General features: G+C 60.9%; 16 protein-coding genes and 1 tRNA gene. 5 read left to right on the forward strand and 12 right to left on the reverse strand.

Features of this window, described 5'->3' with window-relative positions; translation table 11 throughout:
- Positions 1-13: 13 nt before the first annotated feature.
- The 6 genes from AC1RR7_RS24135 to AC1RR7_RS24160 form a co-directional block, all read right to left on the reverse strand.
- Positions 14-193, reverse strand: a complete 180-nt coding sequence (locus AC1RR7_RS24135; RefSeq protein WP_095049193.1) for a type II toxin-antitoxin system HicA family toxin — start codon at positions 191-193, stop codon at positions 14-16.
- A 441-nt stretch (positions 194-634) separates the two neighbouring features.
- Positions 635-708: transfer RNA gene (locus AC1RR7_RS24140), tRNA-Gly, on the reverse strand.
- A 169-nt stretch (positions 709-877) separates the two neighbouring features.
- Complete coding sequence (locus AC1RR7_RS24145; protein WP_192560012.1) at positions 878-1,762, reverse strand: alpha/beta fold hydrolase; 885 nt, start codon at positions 1,760-1,762, stop codon at positions 878-880.
- Between the two features lie 315 nt (positions 1,763-2,077).
- Positions 2,078-2,770, reverse strand: coding sequence for a pseudouridine synthase (locus AC1RR7_RS24150; RefSeq protein ID WP_096819430.1), 693 nt, complete (start codon positions 2,768-2,770; stop codon positions 2,078-2,080).
- Positions 2,771-2,803: 33 nt separating this feature from the next.
- Positions 2,804-3,022: a cysteine-rich CWC family protein gene (locus tag AC1RR7_RS24155; RefSeq protein WP_493158588.1), complete on the reverse strand. Its 219-nt coding sequence runs from the start codon at positions 3,020-3,022 to the stop codon at positions 2,804-2,806.
- A gap of 4 nt (positions 3,023-3,026) precedes the next feature.
- The gene (locus tag AC1RR7_RS24160) at positions 3,027-4,514 is read right to left on the reverse strand and encodes a sensor domain-containing diguanylate cyclase (RefSeq protein ID WP_096819429.1); all 1,488 of its coding nucleotides are present in this window, start codon (positions 4,512-4,514) and stop codon (positions 3,027-3,029) included.
- Positions 4,515-4,721: 207 nt separating this feature from the next.
- Between AC1RR7_RS24160 and AC1RR7_RS24165 the strand changes: the two genes are divergently transcribed.
- Both AC1RR7_RS24165 and AC1RR7_RS24170 read left to right on the forward strand, forming a co-directional pair.
- Positions 4,722-4,985 (forward strand): hypothetical protein, encoded by a 264-nt coding sequence (locus tag AC1RR7_RS24165; RefSeq protein ID WP_493158589.1) that lies wholly within the window; start codon positions 4,722-4,724, stop codon positions 4,983-4,985.
- A gap of 177 nt (positions 4,986-5,162) precedes the next feature.
- Positions 5,163-5,564, forward strand: coding sequence for a hypothetical protein (locus tag AC1RR7_RS24170; RefSeq protein ID WP_096819427.1), 402 nt, complete (start codon positions 5,163-5,165; stop codon positions 5,562-5,564).
- A 51-nt stretch (positions 5,565-5,615) separates the two neighbouring features.
- Here the strand turns inward: AC1RR7_RS24170 and dspII are convergent, their stop codons facing one another.
- Complete coding sequence (gene dspII / locus AC1RR7_RS24175; RefSeq protein ID WP_493158590.1) at positions 5,616-6,728, reverse strand: enoyl-CoA hydratase/isomerase DspII; 1,113 nt, start codon at positions 6,726-6,728, stop codon at positions 5,616-5,618.
- A gap of 132 nt (positions 6,729-6,860) precedes the next feature.
- Between dspII and ung the strand changes: the two genes are divergently transcribed.
- Entirely contained in the window at positions 6,861-7,556 is a 696-nt protein-coding gene (gene ung, locus AC1RR7_RS24180; RefSeq protein ID WP_085605867.1) for a uracil-DNA glycosylase, read from the forward strand.
- Positions 7,557-7,692: 136 nt separating this feature from the next.
- Here ung and AC1RR7_RS24185 read toward each other — a convergent pair whose 3' ends face one another.
- The 5 genes from AC1RR7_RS24185 to AC1RR7_RS24205 are packed head-to-tail and all read right to left on the reverse strand — an operon-like array spanning position 7,693 to position 13,062.
- Positions 7,693-8,727 (reverse strand): AbrB family transcriptional regulator, encoded by a 1,035-nt coding sequence (locus AC1RR7_RS24185; RefSeq protein WP_493158591.1) that lies wholly within the window; start codon positions 8,725-8,727, stop codon positions 7,693-7,695.
- A complete protein-coding gene (locus AC1RR7_RS24190) occupies positions 8,720-10,234 on the reverse strand; it encodes a tripartite tricarboxylate transporter permease (RefSeq protein WP_102622204.1) in 1,515 nt (504 codons plus the stop codon). Before AC1RR7_RS24190 ends, AC1RR7_RS24185 begins: the two co-directional genes overlap by 8 nt.
- A 1-nt stretch (position 10,235) precedes the next feature.
- Positions 10,236-10,694, reverse strand: a complete 459-nt coding sequence (locus AC1RR7_RS24195) for a tripartite tricarboxylate transporter TctB family protein (RefSeq protein ID WP_273539142.1) — start codon at positions 10,692-10,694, stop codon at positions 10,236-10,238.
- A gap of 58 nt (positions 10,695-10,752) precedes the next feature.
- Complete coding sequence (locus AC1RR7_RS24200; protein WP_096819422.1) at positions 10,753-11,730, reverse strand: Bug family tripartite tricarboxylate transporter substrate binding protein; 978 nt, start codon at positions 11,728-11,730, stop codon at positions 10,753-10,755.
- A gap of 39 nt (positions 11,731-11,769) precedes the next feature.
- A complete protein-coding gene (locus AC1RR7_RS24205) occupies positions 11,770-13,062 on the reverse strand; it encodes an OprD family porin (RefSeq protein WP_493158592.1) in 1,293 nt (430 codons plus the stop codon).
- 237 nt (positions 13,063-13,299) lie between these two features.
- Here AC1RR7_RS24205 and AC1RR7_RS24210 point away from each other — a divergent pair, with 237 nt between their 5' ends.
- Entirely contained in the window at positions 13,300-13,971 is a 672-nt protein-coding gene (locus tag AC1RR7_RS24210) for a response regulator (RefSeq protein WP_192560019.1), read from the forward strand.
- Positions 13,964-15,349: a sensor histidine kinase gene (locus AC1RR7_RS24215; RefSeq protein ID WP_493158594.1), complete on the forward strand. Its 1,386-nt coding sequence runs from the start codon at positions 13,964-13,966 to the stop codon at positions 15,347-15,349. Before AC1RR7_RS24210 ends, AC1RR7_RS24215 begins: the two co-directional genes overlap by 8 nt.
- Positions 15,350-15,352: the final 3 nt, after the last annotated feature.

Raw genomic sequence — 15,352 nt, forward strand, 5'->3', positions numbered from 1 at the left:
CTGACCGAGCGAGTCAAAGCAACGCCTGCTGCAAAATACTGATGGCCGTTTTCTTGAGCAGATCTTTCTTCGGGTGAGGCACCGTAACCAGACCAGGTTTGGTCGGATGCTTGAAGTGATGATGACTACCCTTGATCCGCACCAGATACCAACCGTCTGCGACGAGTTGGCCAATTAGAAAACGGCTATTCACAACACCTCCTTGTGGTGTGCTTGGTGGGTACTATACCCACGATTTTTTCTCGATCAACACTATAACCACCGAGCGGTCATCATCCTTTGATGGAGCTGGTGTTCACGAAGGAGTCTAGGCGGGGATACTTCAGCAGGATTGGGAGTGTATTGCGGGCCGTTTCCATGAAATCCAATGGGTTGGTGTTGAGGCTGAACAGACGTGGGTCCCTGATCAAAGTAAATTTTTGAGGCAGGTTCTAACTCCAATATTTTGGGGCTTATCCCGATTTGGGCGCGATAACCCACAGTTAAATGGAGTTAAGCAGTCGAAGTAATGTCCGCCCCCGGCGTATTGGGGGGATTCGCTCCAAATCCCAGACACAAAAAAACCGGCCATCAAGGCCGGTTTTTTCTGTTTCCGCATCCCCCGTCAAACCACGACGCAGGACATAAATTCGATTGGAGCGGGTGAAGGGAATCGAACCCTCGTTATCAGCTTGGGAAGCTGGAGTAATGCCATTATACGACACCCGCTCAGAGCGGCTGACTTTGTACCAGACTCGGCCACGGATTTGAAGTTTTCTTTGCGTGTGGCGAGCGGAAAAGCCTGAATCAGAGCCAGATCGGTCAATCGCGGGCAAGCGCTACGGGCTGGAGGACGGCTGAATCTCAGCCTCGCAGGCTTGCTCGCGACGACACTGTTTCAAATGGCCAATGCATGGTGATCCTGGACTAACGGGTAACGCGTTCGGCTGGCCTGTTGCGCCGGTTTCAGGAAACCGAGCAGGGCGTTCTGGCTGTCACGGCAGGCTGACTTGTGTTCCATGTCGAGGAAGTGACCAGTGGCTTGCAGGGTGGTGAAGGTACTTTGCGCCACATGGTTGCCGAACAGGCGCGCATCTTCGGCGGCGGTGTATTCGTCCCATTCGCCGTTCATGAACAGCACCGGTACGTTGATTTTCTTCGCCGCGTTCAAATAGCACTGGCGATCACTGTGCAGCACGTTGCTGATGTGAAAGTGCATCTGCCCGTATTCGTGCTCGGCGAGGCTGCTGACATGGCGATAGTTGAAGCGCTTGAACAGCGACGGCAGGTGTTTGCCGATGGTGTTGTTGACCAAATGGCCAACCCGGTCGCCGTCGCGTTTACCGAGGCATTCGACGCCGCGCTCAAGGTAATCGAGCATGTGCGCGTTGACCACCGGAGAGAACGAGCTGATCACGGCTTTTTCGATGCGCCGGGGTTGGTGCGCAAGGGCGACCATGGTCGCGGCGCCACCCCAGGAAAACGACAGCACATGTTCGGCCGCGAAGTGGTCGATCAGCTCCAGCAGGATCAGACCTTCGACTTCTTTCGTCAGATGTTTCTCGTGGCGGTTGTGGACTTTCGACTTGCCCGCGTAGGGCTGGTCGTAGCAGACCACGTTGAATTGCGGGTGCAGATTTTTCACGGTTTGTGCAAACGACGCAGTCGTGGCCATCGAGCCGTTGACCAGGATGATGGTCTTTTCTGCGGCGTCTGCGCGATAGAACTCCGTGTAAACCCGATACTGACCCTGTATATCCAGCACAGCGATTTCTGGCCTCATGTCATAAGACTCCTGGCAAGCAAGCGGGTATGCGCGCAAATAGAGATTGCACGAGCTTTGTGACAGGTAGGCATACGCCTGGAATTTTGGAGCCCATGTCGATCCGTTACGGCAGGTCGACGGGTATTGTTATTGGCGGGCAGTCTGTCGGCTGAGGCGGAGCCTTGAGGCTCTCTACCGACAAAAAGTTTCTTAGAAGTTATGTGTGACTCATCGGTCACAATTTGGCCGACGTCCTGATTCAAGCAGGGGGATCCGGATCGCGCAAGTGCCGTTGGTAAATTGTTCGACAACTTCTGCTGAGCGGTCGGCTGCTTAGAACAAATGAATCTCTTCGGTGCGCAAGGCGCGGTACTCGCCCGGTTTTAGCGCGTGATCCAGCGGCAGCGGGCCCATGGATTCGCGGTGCAGGCGCAGCACTTTGTTGTTGAAGTGGCCGAACATGCGCTTCACCTGGTGGTAGCGTCCCTCGACGATGCTCAGTCGCGCCGTTCGCGGGCCGAGCAGCTCCAACTGCGCCGGTTGGGTGGTCAGGTCCTCGAAGGCGAAGTAGATCCCCTCGGCGAACTTGATCGCATATTCCGGGCCGATGTCCTGTTCGGTCTCGACGTAATAGACCTTCGGCAGTTTGGTCTGCGGCTGGGTCAGGCGCCGGGACCAGGTGCCGTCGTTGGTGATCAGCATCAGGCCGGTGGTGTTGAAGTCCAGGCGCCCGGCGATGTGCAGGTCGTCCTTGTCCGGTTCGTGGATCAGGTCGAGGACGGTCGGGTGCTCGGGATCGCGTGTGGCGCTGACGCAGCCCTGCGGTTTGTACAACATGAAATAGCGCGCCGGTTTGCCGCTTTGCAGCACTTCGTCGTCGACTTCGACGCGGCTGAATTCCAGGACTTCGCTGTGAGGGTCGCTGACGACTTTTCCGTCGATGCGCACGCGCTTTTCCACCAGCAACAGGCGAACCTGCTTGCGGTTGTAGCGGGGCAGGTTACTGAGGAAACGGTCGACGCGCATGATCAGGAATCGGCAGGTAGCGGGGCGCGCATCTTACGGGATCGACGGCCTGGCCGCTTGCAGTTGCGCCTCGACCTGGGCGCAACGCGGGCACAGGCAGGATTGGTCGCGCAGTTCCGGCGGCAGGGCTTCGAGCACTGCCGGGTCGATGCTCACGCCGTAGCACCAGCAGGCACGGTCGGCGGTGCGCGGGTCGGCCAGGGTGCAGTCGTTGCGGGCGCCGCAGGCCGGGCAGAGGTCAGGTTTGCTCATGTTGTCAGGCATAGGTCGATTGGTGCATTTCCACGCAGGTGCGGTTGCGGCCGGTCTGTTTGGCCCGGTACATCGCATGATCGGCCCGGGACAGCAGGCTGTGCAAGGTGTCATCCCGTTGCAGGGTGGTGGCGCCGATGCTGACCGTCAGATTCAGGGTGTGACCGTTGTAGGCATAGTCCTGCTGTTCGACGTGTTGACGGATCTTCTCGGCAATCTTCTGACCGGTCTCGCCGTCGGTGTCCTTCAGCAGAACGATAAATTCCTCACCGCCCCAACGGCAGACGATGTCGGAATGGCGCAGGCAGCTTTGCAGGTCCCGGGCAAAACCGATCAAAACCTGATCGCCGGCCATGTGCCCGTAGGTGTCGTTCAACACCTTGAAGTGATCGAGATCCAGCAGCAACGCCGTCAATGGTTTCGGCTCGCGGTGAGCTTCGTGCAGAGCTTGCACGGCTAGCAGGTCGAAGCCGCGCCGGTTGGGCAGTTCGGTCAGGCTGTCGAGGGTGGCCTGGGCCTGGATCTTTTCCTGATAGCGCCGGATCAACCGGTTGACCAGGGCCAGCACGATCAGCGTCACCAGCAGGCAGATCAGCAGATTGAGGTACAGCGACTGGCGGATTTCACTGAGCGCGCCGTCTTCGCGTTTATCGACGAACAGGTACCAGTTCAACTCCGGGATGAACCGCACGTTGAGGAAATGTCCCTGGCCGTGGGCGGAATATTCGTAGCTGCCGCTGTGAGGTTTGGGCAACTGGGCGACCAGGCTTTTCATGCTGTCGAGATCCGTCAGGCTTTTCCCGACCCGCGCACCTTCCGGCCCGCCCTCGGCGCCGGTCAGTACCAGTCGGCCGAAGGTGTCGACGAAGTAAACGCTGCGTTGATAGCGCTGCTGGTACTTGTCGATCAGCTTGATGACCGCATCCACGGTCAGCCCCACGCCGGCGGCGCCGATGAAGCGATCGTTGTAGTCGTAGACCTTGTAGTTGATGAAGAAGGTCATGTTGTCTTTGTTGGCCAGGTCCGGGTCGACGTTGATCTCGTACGGATCCTTCATGTCGCGCACACGGAAGTACCAGGCGTCGCGCGGCTCGTCGATTTTCACCTGCTTGAGCACACCCTTGGCGTGGTAGTAGGTGTGGCTGCTGTTGGAGACGAAGAACGCCGTGTAGGCGCCGTAATGGGTCATGACCTCGTCGAGATAGCGGGTCATCTGGTCGCTGTCTTTCTCGCCGTTCACCACCCAGTCGCGCATGAAGGTGTCGCGGGACATCATCGAGGAAATAAGGATCGGTCTGACGAGGTCTTTCTGGATTTCCGAATACACCGTATCGGACGTCAGCGGCAGTTCGGTGTTGACGATGTTGTCGCGGATCGACGCCCGCGAGGCGTAGTAGCTGAGCAGCGAGGTGGCGAGGAAGCCTGCGCCGAGGAGGGCGACCAGCGTCAGTACCAGCGAACGTTGGGAGTAAAACGCAGATCTGAGCGGCATTGGCAATTCCGTCGACGGTGGCCCGATGGCAGCATTCTAGTGGCAGTGACGGGGAAAAGGTTGCGGCATATTGGTCTGAAATGAGCCGCCTGTTGCGCCGCTGATCCGAAGGGCGCTGGAAGTTGGCACTCGGTAGCGGTTTGCCAGTCAAAACTCTTGTCAGCCGGTCTGTGCCGACTGCTGTCGCAGGTCTTTCAGGAGGCCGTCATGCGTATTTCAAAATGGCTGCGTCGGGTGCTGCTGGGAGCAGTGCTCGGTCTTGGGCTGTCCGGTTGTTACTACTACGGTGGCGGCTACGATGTTTACTCCCCGCCTTACTACTACCCCGGTTACTACTCGCCCTATTACTACGGTGGCTATTACGGGCCGCGCAACTACGGTGGCGGCCGCTATTACTACGGCGGCTATGGCTATCGCGGCGGTTACGGACGGGGTTATCACGGCGGTGGATACCACGGCGGCCACCACTAATCAGCGGCTGAATGGCGGCGTTGCGGATGAACAAGATTTCATGAATCACTTGTATCAAGTTGTTACTGAAACGCACCAGATTCGGAAAACGCTGTCAGATATTTCGTCAGTCGCCGAATGAAAGACTGACGCCTGCCAGCGTCGCTGGTGTGGCTACCCGCGGTCCAGGAGGCCGCCATGTATCGCCGAATTCTTCTGCTTGCCGTGATGCTTTTTTCGATTGGCGGTTGCGTCCCTTATTCCTATGGAGATGGCTACTACACCTCAGAGGTCTACACCTCCCAGTCTCCTTCGTACTACAACAGCGGTGGCACTTATTACAGCGGCGGCAGCACCTACTATTCGGCCCCGCGTTACTACCAGCCAGCGCCACGCTATTACCAACCGGCTCCACGTTATTACTCGGCGCCTCGTTACTACCAACCGGCCCCGCGCTATTATGAGAGCCGCCGCTGGCATGGCGATGATCGCGGACGCTGGGATGGCCACCGTCGCGGTGGTTGGGACGACCACCGGGGTCGTGGCGACTATGACCGCCATAGCGGACGCGGCGACCATTGGCGCGGTAACCGCTGGTAACTACCCGCAAAAAAGCGGCGCATTGAGCGCCGCTTTTTTTGTGCCCGGATTTCAGTAACTGGAGAGGTCCGCCAACGGGTGCCGCCCCTCCCAGACCTTGTGAAAGTGCGCCTCGACCACCGCATCCGGCACCCGTGTGATGTCCGGCCAATGCCAGTGCGGTTTGTGATCCTTGTCGATCAAACGCGACCGAACCCCTTCGCTGAACTCCGGATGCCGGCAGCAATTGAGGCTCAAGGTGTATTCCATCTGAAAGACTTCGGCCAGCGACAAGTGGCGGGCGCGGACAATCTGCTCCCAGACCAGATGCGCGGTCAGCGGCGAGCCTTCGCTCATGGTTTTCGCCGCCCGGGCAATCAACAGATCGTTGCTGTCCCGTTGCAGGCTGATGGCTTTCCAGGCGCAGGTCACGTCGCTGACATCCAGCAGTTCATCGATCTGCCGACGGCGCGGCAACCACTGCGCTTCCGGCATCTGCGCCACCGCTTCCTGCTGCAACGCCTTGAGCAGGCTGTTGAGTTGCATGGCGGTCTGTTCCTGCCAGTTCAGTTGCAGCAGGCCATCGATCAGTTCCTGCTGCTGTTCTTCGAGCAGGAAGCGGTCGGCCAGATCCAGATCGATCGCATCGCGACCGTTCATGTGTGCGCCGGTCAAGCCGAGGAACAAACCGAGCTTGCCCGGCAGGCGTGACAGAAACCAGCTGGCGCCGACATCCGGGTACAGGCCGATGCTGATCTCCGGCATGGCCAGACGACTGCTTGGCGTGACGATCCGGATGCTCGCGCCCTGCAAGAGGCCCATGCCGCCGCCGAGCACATAACCGTGACCCCAGCAGATCAACGGTTTCGGGTAGGTGTGCAGGCTGTAGTCCAGACGGTATTCAGCGTTGAAAAACTGTGCGGCCAGCGGCGGCACTTCGCCGGGGTGTGCGCGACAGGCCTCCACCAGGCTGCGCACCTCGCCACCGGCACAGAAGGCCTTGGCGCCATTGCCGCGCAGCAGCACGCAGACGATTTGCGGATCCTTGGCCCAGGCGTTCAGTTTGTCGCTCAGGGCATGGATCATTGGCAGGGACAGCGCATTGAGCGACTTTTCGGCATCCAGACTGGCCACGCCGATGCGCGCGCCGTCGGTGCCGGTGAGTTCTTCGAAGTGCAGATTCATCGTGACCTCGATCGGGAATTTGAACGATCAGTATGATCGCTGTGTGGGAAAGTGCCGGATCTGCGTCAGATCAATTGACAAGCGTGGTCGGCTTTCCTAGGGTTCGCCCCATTGTTTTTGCCGGGTATGACCATGACTGCTGACGACCGTATCAAACTCGAACCGAGCTGGAAGGAGGCACTGCGTGCCGAATTCGACCAGCCCTACATGGCAGAGTTGCGCACTTTTCTGCAGCAGGAGCGGGCGGCCGGCAAGGAAATCTATCCGCCGGGCCCGATGATTTTCAACGCGCTGAACTCGACGCCGCTGGACAAGGTGAAAGTGGTCATCCTCGGCCAGGACCCTTACCACGGCCCGGGCCAGGCCCACGGCTTGTGCTTCTCGGTGCAACCGGGCGTGCCGGCGCCGCCGTCGCTGGTCAACATCTATAAAGAGTTGAAACGCGACCTGAACATCGACATTCCCAACCACGGCTACTTGCAGAGCTGGGCCGATCAGGGCGTGTTGATGCTCAACACCACCATGACCGTCGAGCGTGCCAACGCCAATGCGCACAAGGACAAGGGCTGGCAGTTCTTTACGGACCGGATCATCGAGGTGGTCAGCCAGCAGCAACCGCATCTGGTGTTCATGCTTTGGGGCGCGCATGCACAGAGCAAGCAGAAGCTGATCGATGCCACCAAGCATCTGGTGCTGACGTCGGTGCACCCGTCGCCGCTGTCGGCCTATCGCGGTTTCCTTGGCTGCGGGCACTTCAGCCGTACCAACAAGTTCCTTGAGCAGAATGGCGAAGCGCCGATCGAGTGGCGTTTGCCGTCGGTGGTCTGATGCTCTGGGGTGGCGGCTAATCTCGTTCCCACGCTCCGCGTGGGAACGCCTCTATGGACGCTCTGCGTCCGCTTTGGGACGCGGAGCGTCCCGGGCTGCATTCCCACGCAGAGCGTGGGAACGATCAGTAACCGGATCAGGCTTCGGGATTACGGTTCCAGTATTTGAACAACGGTTCCGCCAGAAACAACACAAACAACAGCCGCATCACCTGCATCGCCGTCACCAGCGGCACCGACAGTTGCAGGGTTTCCGCCGTCAGGCTCATCTCTGCGATCCCGCCGGGCATCATGCCCAGCGTCAACGATCGCAGATCCAAATGCGTCATTGCACTCAGTCCCAACGCCGCCAGCGTTGCGATCAACATGGTCAGCGCCGTGCCGATCAACGTACGCCCCATGAACGACGGCGCGCGGCGGAAGAACTGCCGGTTGAAGTGACAACCCAGACCGCTGCCGATCAGCCACTGGCCAATCTGACTGCCACCATTGGGCAGACCGATGTGCAGATCCCAACCGATACTCACCGCCGCGCTGACCAGCAACGGCCCGAACAGCCATGGATTGGGTTGACGCAGGCGTTGCCAGAGCCACGCGAGCAAGCCGCCCGCTGGAAACAGAATCGCCAGCCAGCGCCAGTCGACGCTGCCAGCGTGAGAAATCGGATTGTCATCGCCCAGCAGATATTTGAACGCCGCCGGCACACACAGCACCACCACCAGCACTCGCAAGCTTTGCCCGGCCGCGACATGGCTGAGCATCGCGCCGTTGCGTGCGCCGAGGTTGACCATCTCGCCGGAGCCGCCGGGCATGCTGGAGAAAAACGCTGTGGCGCGGTCTTCGCCGGTGCGGCGCATCAGCCACACGCCGACCACCGCCGACAGGCTGGTGACCAGCGCCCCGAAGAAGATCAGGCCAAAATGACTCAGCACCTGCTCCATCACCAGCGGGGTGAAGTGCAGGCCGATGCCGATCCCTACGATCCACTGGCCGCACTTGCGGCCGCCAGGGATTTCCGTCAATTGCCACGGGGTCAGGCAGCGCACCAGGATGATCGCCAGCAACGAGCCGACCATCCACGGCAGCGGCCAGCCGATCTGGCTGGCGATGAAACCGCCAAGCAGACCGACCAGCGGGGTTCCCCACCAGGTTTTGAAAGACCGATCAAACATCGGCCACAGCACGCCGCGCGACCGAACGTTTGCGCCAGATACGCAGCAGCGGCATCAGCAACATGATCGCGGTCAGCACCCAGACGCCGAAGGTGATCGGGCTCGACCAGAGGATTTCCAGCGCACCGTTGGAGATCGACAGCGCACGGCGCAGGTTCTGCTCCATCAGACCACCGAGGATGAACCCCAGCAGCACCGGCGACAGCGGGAAGTCCAGCTTGCGCAGGATGTAGCCGAAGATGCCGATGCCGACCATCAGGAACAGGTCGAACGTGGTTGCATGCACCGCGTACACGCCAATCCCGGTAATGATCGCGATCACCGGCACCAGCGCCCAGTTCGGCACGGCGAGGATGCGGGTGAAGATGCGGATCATCGGGATGTTCAGGATCACCAGCATGATGTTGGCGATGAACAGTGAGGCGATCAGCCCCCAGACGATGTCCGGTTGTTGCTGGAACAACAGCGGGCCCGGGGTGATGTTGTACAGCGACAGCGCGCCGATCATCACCGCCGTGGTGCCCGAGCCCGGTACGCCGAGGGTGAGCATCGGCACCAGCGCGCCGCAAGCGGATGCGCCGATGGCGGTTTCCGGGGCGGCGAGACCGCGCTTGTCACCTTCACCGAATTTGCCGTCGGCACCGGCGATGCGCTTCTCGGTCATGTAGGCCACGGCACTGGCCAACGTCGCGCCGGCGCCCGGCAATACGCCCATGATGAAGCCGAGCAGGCCGCAACGGATGTTCACCACGAACACCGACGCCGCTTCCTTGAAGTTGAACATCATCCGCCCGGTGGCTTTCACCGCTTCCTGGCCGCGATGGGTTTTCTCCAGCAGCAGAAGGATTTCGCTGATCGAGAACAGGCCCAGCACCAGCACCACGAACTGAATGCCGTCAGTCAGGTGAATGTTGTCGCCGGTAAAACGGTACACACCGCTGTTGGCGTCGATGCCGACGCTGGACAGGAACAGACCGATCAACGCCGCAATAAACGTCTTCAGCGGTCGGTCACCGGCCATGCCGCCCAGGCAGACAATTGCGAACACCATCAGTACGAAATATTCCGCGGGCCCGAAGGCAATCGCCCATTTCGCCAGTAACGGGGCGAACAGCACCATGCCGCAGGTGGCGATGAATGCACCGATGAACGAGCTCCATGCCGACAGCGACAACGCGACCCCGGCCAGACCCTGGCGCGCCATCGGGTAGCCGTCGAGGGTGGTCATCACGGTGGAGGCTTCGCCGGGAATGTTCAGCAGGATCGAACTGATCCGGCCGCCATATTCGCAGCCCAGGTACACCGCCGCCAGCAGGATCAGCGCTGACTCCGGCGGCAGACCCAGGGCGAAGGCGATCGGAATCAGCAGTGCCACACCGTTGATCGGGCCCAGGCCCGGCAACAGCCCGACCACGGTGCCGATCAGCGTGCCGGTCAGCGCCGTGACCAGGTTGTACGGGCTCAGCGCGACGCCGAAGCCCTGTCCCAAATATCCGAGCGTATCCATATCAGTTCTCCAGAACGTCGAGCAGGCCGAGGGGCAGCGGTACGTCCATCAGACGGTCGAACAGCAGGTACAGACCGATGGCCATCAGCGTGGTCACCACGATGCTGGGCAACCAGCGGCCGCCGTACAGGCGCGCCATCGGGATGCCGATCAGGCAACTGCTGAGGATGAAACCCAGCGGCTCGAACAGACCGGCGAACACCAGCAGCAACAGCACGCAGGTGCCGATCTTGGTCAGGGTTTCGCGGTCCAGCGGTGGCTCGTCTTCACTGTGTTTGATCGGTGCCGGGCGAAACACCATGTACAGCAGCGCCAGGCTCATCAGGCCGAGCATCAGCAGAGGAAATGCCCGCGGGCCGACCGGTTCGTAGGAAAACGCAGCCTGATAAGGCCAGGCCATCAGTGCCAGGCCGGCACAGGCCAGCAGCAACACCGAGGCAAAAATGCGTTGAATCAGCATGAGGAACTCCTGGGCCATGACCTCGATGCGCGAGGCCATGACCGCTAGACAGAGACGATCACTGGATCAGGCCGAACTCTTTGGCCAGCACTTTGTAGTCCGCGACTTGCTTCTTCACGTAGGTGTCCAGCTCCGGGCCGGTCATGGCGAACGGGAAGAGTTCACGCTGATCACGCAGCTTGGCGAAGTCCTCGGAGGCCAGCAGTTTGTCGAAGGCGTCCTTCCACCAGGCGTAGTCTTCGTCGCTGACTTTCGGCCCGAGGTAGAAACCGCGAACCACCGGCCAGACGATGTCGTAGCCTTGTTCCCTGGCGGTCGGGATGCCTTTCATTTCCGGTTCGTCGAGGCGGTTTTCGGCGAAGACTGCCAGCAGGCGCATGTCACCGCTCTGGATGTGCGGCATGGAGTCGGAGATGTCGGTGCTGCCAACCTGGATGTGGCCACCGAGCAGGGCGGTGGCAATCTCGCCGCCACCTTCGAGGGCGACGTAGCGCAAGTCGCGCGGGTTGATCCCGGCGGCTTTTGCGATCAGTGCCGTCTGCATCCAGTCCTGGCTACCAACGGTGCCGCCGGAACCGATCACCACTTTGCTCGGATCTTTCTTCAGCGCCTGTACCAGATCGTCGAGGTTCTTGTAGGGCGAATCGCTTTTCACCGCGATGGCACCGTAACTGGTGCCGACCGCCGCGAGCCAGCGCACGTTGCTTTCATCGAAGCGGCCGAACTTGCCTTGCGCCAGGTTCAGCAGTGAACCGCTGGACCACGCCACCAGCGTGCCCGCATCCGCCGGACGCTGGGCCACCACCGCGTTGTACGCCACTGCGCCGACACCGCCGGGCATGTAAGTCACGCGCATCGGTTTGGTCAGCAGTTTTTCGTTGACCAGCGCGCTTTGCGCCAGTTTGCAGGTCAGGTCGAAACCGCCGCCGGGGGAGGCCGGGGCGATGCATTCCGGGCGCTTGGGTTCGGCCATCAGTTGGCCGGCGAACAGCATGACGCCAGCGGCTAGAGCAACTTTACGCAGTGATAAGTTCATCTATGTCTCCTTGGGAGTTGTTGTTATGGACGTACTGAATTACCAAAGGGCAACGCTATAGCTCACCAGCAGACGCACTTCATCGGCATCGCGAGCGGAGTAGTTGGAACGGTAAGTGGCATTACGCAAACGCACGGCAACGTCCTTCAGGGCGCCGCTTTGTACTACATATTTGATCTCGGTGTTGCGCTCCCACTCTTTGCCTTCGTCACCGTTCTTGAGCTTGATGTTGTCACCGCTCAAGTAACGGCTCATGAAGCTCAGGCCGGGGATGCCGAGTTTGGCGAAGTCGAAGTCGTAGCGCGCCTGCCAGGAGCGTTCTTCGGCGCCGGCGAAGTCGTTGATCTGGACGAAGTTGACCAGGTACGGGTCGCTGCCATCGACATACGGGAACGCGCTGTCGCCGGACATGTGCTGATAACCGGCGGTGAACTTGTGGCCGCTCAGGGCATAGCTGACCAGACCGTTGAGCGAGCGGTTGTCGATCTCGCCGCCACGGGCAGCGCCCTGATCGTCACTGACGGCGAAGCGCAGGTCGGTGGCGAAAGTGCCCGGGCCCATCGGCCGCGAAGCGACCAGTCCGAAGAAGTGCTGGTTGTAGACTTCGTCGAGTTGCGCGAAGTGGTAACTGCCGGTGATCTTGTCGGTGAACTTGTAGTCCACGCCGGCAAAATCGAAGTGCTTGCCGGCAACGGTGCCAGCAAAACGGCCGTTCTTGTTGTTGAGGGCAATGTCCTCGAAATCGGTGCTGTCGCGGTCCTTGGCCTTGTCCAGGCGCCCGCCGGTGAAGGTCAGGTTCTTGATCTCTTTGGAGGTCAGCAAGCCGCCTTCGAAGGTCTGCGGCAGGATGCGCCCGTCGTTCGGCTTGAGGATCGGCAGTTCCGGAATCAGGCTGCCGATCTTCAGTTCGGTGGCGGAGATCTTCACTTTGCCGGTCAGGCCGACCTTGGAGTATTCGTCCGCCGCGCGCCCGTCATCGTGGGTCGGCAGCAGGCCGGTGCCGGTGCGGTCCGGGCTCGAATCGAGCTTGACCCCCAGCATCCCCAGCGCATCGACACCGAACCCCACGGTGCCGTCGGTGTAACCCGATTGCAGGTTGAGCATGAACCCCTGTGCCCACTCGTCGCGATTGGACTGTTGGGCACTGGTGCCGTCGCGAAAGTCGCGGTTGAAATACATGTTGCGGGTTTCGAAGGTGGCGGAACTGTCTTCGATGAAATCGGCGTAGCTCATCGGCGCGAAACCGGCGAGGGCGGCGGCACTGGCAATGGCGGTGTGGCTGAAACGGGAAGGACGAACAGGCGTAAGAGCCTTGGTCTGCAAGGACGGCATGCGAGGTGTACTCCGTTTATTGTTCTTATTGGTCGAAAACGCTTCGAGGCGTTTTTCTTATCGCTGTGTGGCATCAGCGACGGCAGTCGGAACTGTCCGTGGGCCGACTCTAACGGCCTAACCTTTCGCTAACCTTTCAGCTGACTTTCCCGGATTTCGGGCTTCACAGCGGCGGTTGCGGCTGTAAACTCCGCGGCAAAGAATGGCGTCGGCCATCCCTGAATGAGGTAGAGATCCATGCGTGTTCTGCTCGTCGAAGACCATTTGCCACTGGCCGAAAGTGTCGCCCAGGCGCTCAAGAGCACCGGTCTGACCGTGGACGTGTTGCACGACGGCGTGGCCGCTGACCTGGCCTTGGGCAGCGAGGAGTACGCGATGGCGATTCTCGATGTCGGCCTGCCGCGCATGGACGGATTTGAAGTGCTGGCGCGTCTGCGGGCCCGGGGCAAGAACCTGCCGGTGCTGATGCTCACGGCCCGCAGCGACGTCAAGGATCGGGTCCATGGGCTCAACCTCGGTGCTGACGATTATCTGGCCAAACCGTTCGAACTGACCGAGCTTGAGGCGCGGGTCAAAGCCCTGCTGCGCCGCAGTGTGCTCGGCGGCGAACGGCAGCAGCGTTGTGGTGTGCTGGCTTACGATCTGGATACCCGACGCTTCACTCTCGGCGAAGAACTGCTGACGCTGACCTCCCGCGAGCAAGCGGTGCTTGAAGCGCTGATCGCGCGCCCGGGCCGGGTGATGAGCAAGGAACAACTGGCGTCGCAAGTGTTCGGTCTCGACGAAGAGGCCAGCCCCGACGCCATCGAAATCTACGTGCATCGTCTGCGCAAGAAGCTCGACGGCCATGCGGTGGCCATCGTGACCTTCCGTGGCCTCGGCTACCTGCTGGAAAGCCGTGATGCATAAGCCCAGCAGCCTGCGCTGGCGGTTGTTGTGGAACCTTGCGCTGTTGCTGGTGGTGTTGATGCTGGCCAGCGGCTTGAGCGCTTACTGGAACGGTCGCGAAGCTGCCGACACCGCTTATGACCGCACCTTGCTGGCGTCGGCGCGGACCATCGCCGCCGGCCTCTCGCAGCGAGACGGCAGCCTCAGCGCCGACGTGCCTTACGTGGCCCTCGACACCTTCGCCTACGACAGCGCGGGACGCATCTATTACCAGGTCAACGACATCCATCAGAAGCTGATTTCCGGTTACGAAAACCTGCCGGGCCCACCGCCGGGAACACCGAGAACCGACAGCTACCCGGCGCTCGCGCGTTTTTACAACGCCACGTATCAGGGCCAGAACGTGCGCGTCGTCAGTCTGTTGAAAGCCGTGACCGAGCCGAACATGAACGGCATGGCGGAAATCCGTGTCGCCGAAACCGACGAAGCACGCGTCAGCATGGCCCGCAGTCTGGCGGCCGACACCTTGCTGCGATTGGGCATGTTGGCGATTGGCGCATTGTTGCTGGTGTGGTTTGCGGTCAGCGCGGCGTTGCGTCCGATCGAGCGTTTGCGCACCGCGGTCGAAGAGCGTCAGCCCGACGATCTGCGGCCCTTGCCGTTGGTGGAGGTGCAGCACGAACTGTGGCCGTTGGTGCGGGCGCTCAATCACTTCACCGAGCGCTTGCGCGGGCAGTTCGAGCGTCAGGCGCAATTCATCGCCGATGCGGCCCACGAACTGCGCACGCCGCTGGCGGCGCTCAAGGCGCGACTTGAGTTGGGCCTGCGCTCAAGCGAGCCGCAGACTTGGCGTGACACTCTGGAATCTTCGGCGCAAAGCACCGATCGGCTGACCCATCTGGCCAACCAGTTACTGTCGCTGGCCCGGGTGGAAAACGGCGCCCGGGCGATTGCCGAAGGCGGCGCGCAGTTGCTTGATCTGAGCCAATTGGCCCGGGAGCTGGGCATGGCCATGGCGCCGCTGGCCCATGCTCGCGGCGTGGCGTTGGCGCTGGAAGCGGACGAACCGGTCTGGCTGCGCGGCGAGCCGACATTGCTCAACGAACTGCTGAGCAATCTGGTGGACAACGCGCTGGCGCACACGCCGTCGGGCGGTAACGTGATCTTGCGGGTGCTGTCGCCGGCAGTGCTGGAGGTTGAAGACGACGGTCCGGGCATTCCGCAGGATGAGCGTGACCGGGTGTTCGAGCGTTTCTACCGACGCAACCAGCAGGTCGCCGGTTCCGGGCTGGGGCTGGCGATTGTCGGGGAAATCTGCCGCGCGCATCTGGCGCAGATCACGCTACACGACGGCGAGCAGGCGGGGTTGAAGGTGCGGGTGAGCTTTATTGCCGGCTAAGAA

It is taken from the genome of Pseudomonas sp. GW821-FHT11G12 (assembly GCF_058808055.1).

Coding starts and splice junctions, on each gene's coding strand:
- AC1RR7_RS24145 (WP_192560012.1), bottom strand. CDS start 1,762: ATGAGGCCAGAAATCGCTGTGCTGGATATACAGGGTCAGTATCGGGTT.
- AC1RR7_RS24150 (WP_096819430.1), bottom strand. CDS start 2,770: ATGCGCGTCGACCGTTTCCTCAGTAACCTGCCCCGCTACAACCGCAAG.
- AC1RR7_RS24155 (WP_493158588.1), bottom strand. CDS start 3,022: ATGAGCAAACCTGACCTCTGCCCGGCCTGCGGCGCCCGCAACGACTGC.
- AC1RR7_RS24160 (WP_096819429.1), bottom strand. CDS start 4,514: ATGCCGCTCAGATCTGCGTTTTACTCCCAACGTTCGCTGGTACTGACG.
- AC1RR7_RS24165 (WP_493158589.1), top strand. CDS start 4,722: ATGCGTATTTCAAAATGGCTGCGTCGGGTGCTGCTGGGAGCAGTGCTC.
- AC1RR7_RS24170 (WP_096819427.1), top strand. CDS start 5,163: ATGTATCGCCGAATTCTTCTGCTTGCCGTGATGCTTTTTTCGATTGGC.
- dspII (WP_493158590.1), bottom strand. CDS start 6,728: ATGAATCTGCACTTCGAAGAACTCACCGGCACCGACGGCGCGCGCATC.
- ung (WP_085605867.1), top strand. CDS start 6,861: ATGACTGCTGACGACCGTATCAAACTCGAACCGAGCTGGAAGGAGGCA.
- AC1RR7_RS24185 (WP_493158591.1), bottom strand. CDS start 8,727: ATGTTTGATCGGTCTTTCAAAACCTGGTGGGGAACCCCGCTGGTCGGT.
- AC1RR7_RS24190 (WP_102622204.1), bottom strand. CDS start 10,234: ATGGATACGCTCGGATATTTGGGACAGGGCTTCGGCGTCGCGCTGAGC.
- AC1RR7_RS24195 (WP_273539142.1), bottom strand. CDS start 10,694: ATGCTGATTCAACGCATTTTTGCCTCGGTGTTGCTGCTGGCCTGTGCC.
- AC1RR7_RS24200 (WP_096819422.1), bottom strand. CDS start 11,730: ATGAACTTATCACTGCGTAAAGTTGCTCTAGCCGCTGGCGTCATGCTG.
- AC1RR7_RS24205 (WP_493158592.1), bottom strand. CDS start 13,062: ATGCCGTCCTTGCAGACCAAGGCTCTTACGCCTGTTCGTCCTTCCCGT.
- AC1RR7_RS24210 (WP_192560019.1), top strand. CDS start 13,300: ATGCGTGTTCTGCTCGTCGAAGACCATTTGCCACTGGCCGAAAGTGTC.
- AC1RR7_RS24215 (WP_493158594.1), top strand. CDS start 13,964: ATGCATAAGCCCAGCAGCCTGCGCTGGCGGTTGTTGTGGAACCTTGCG.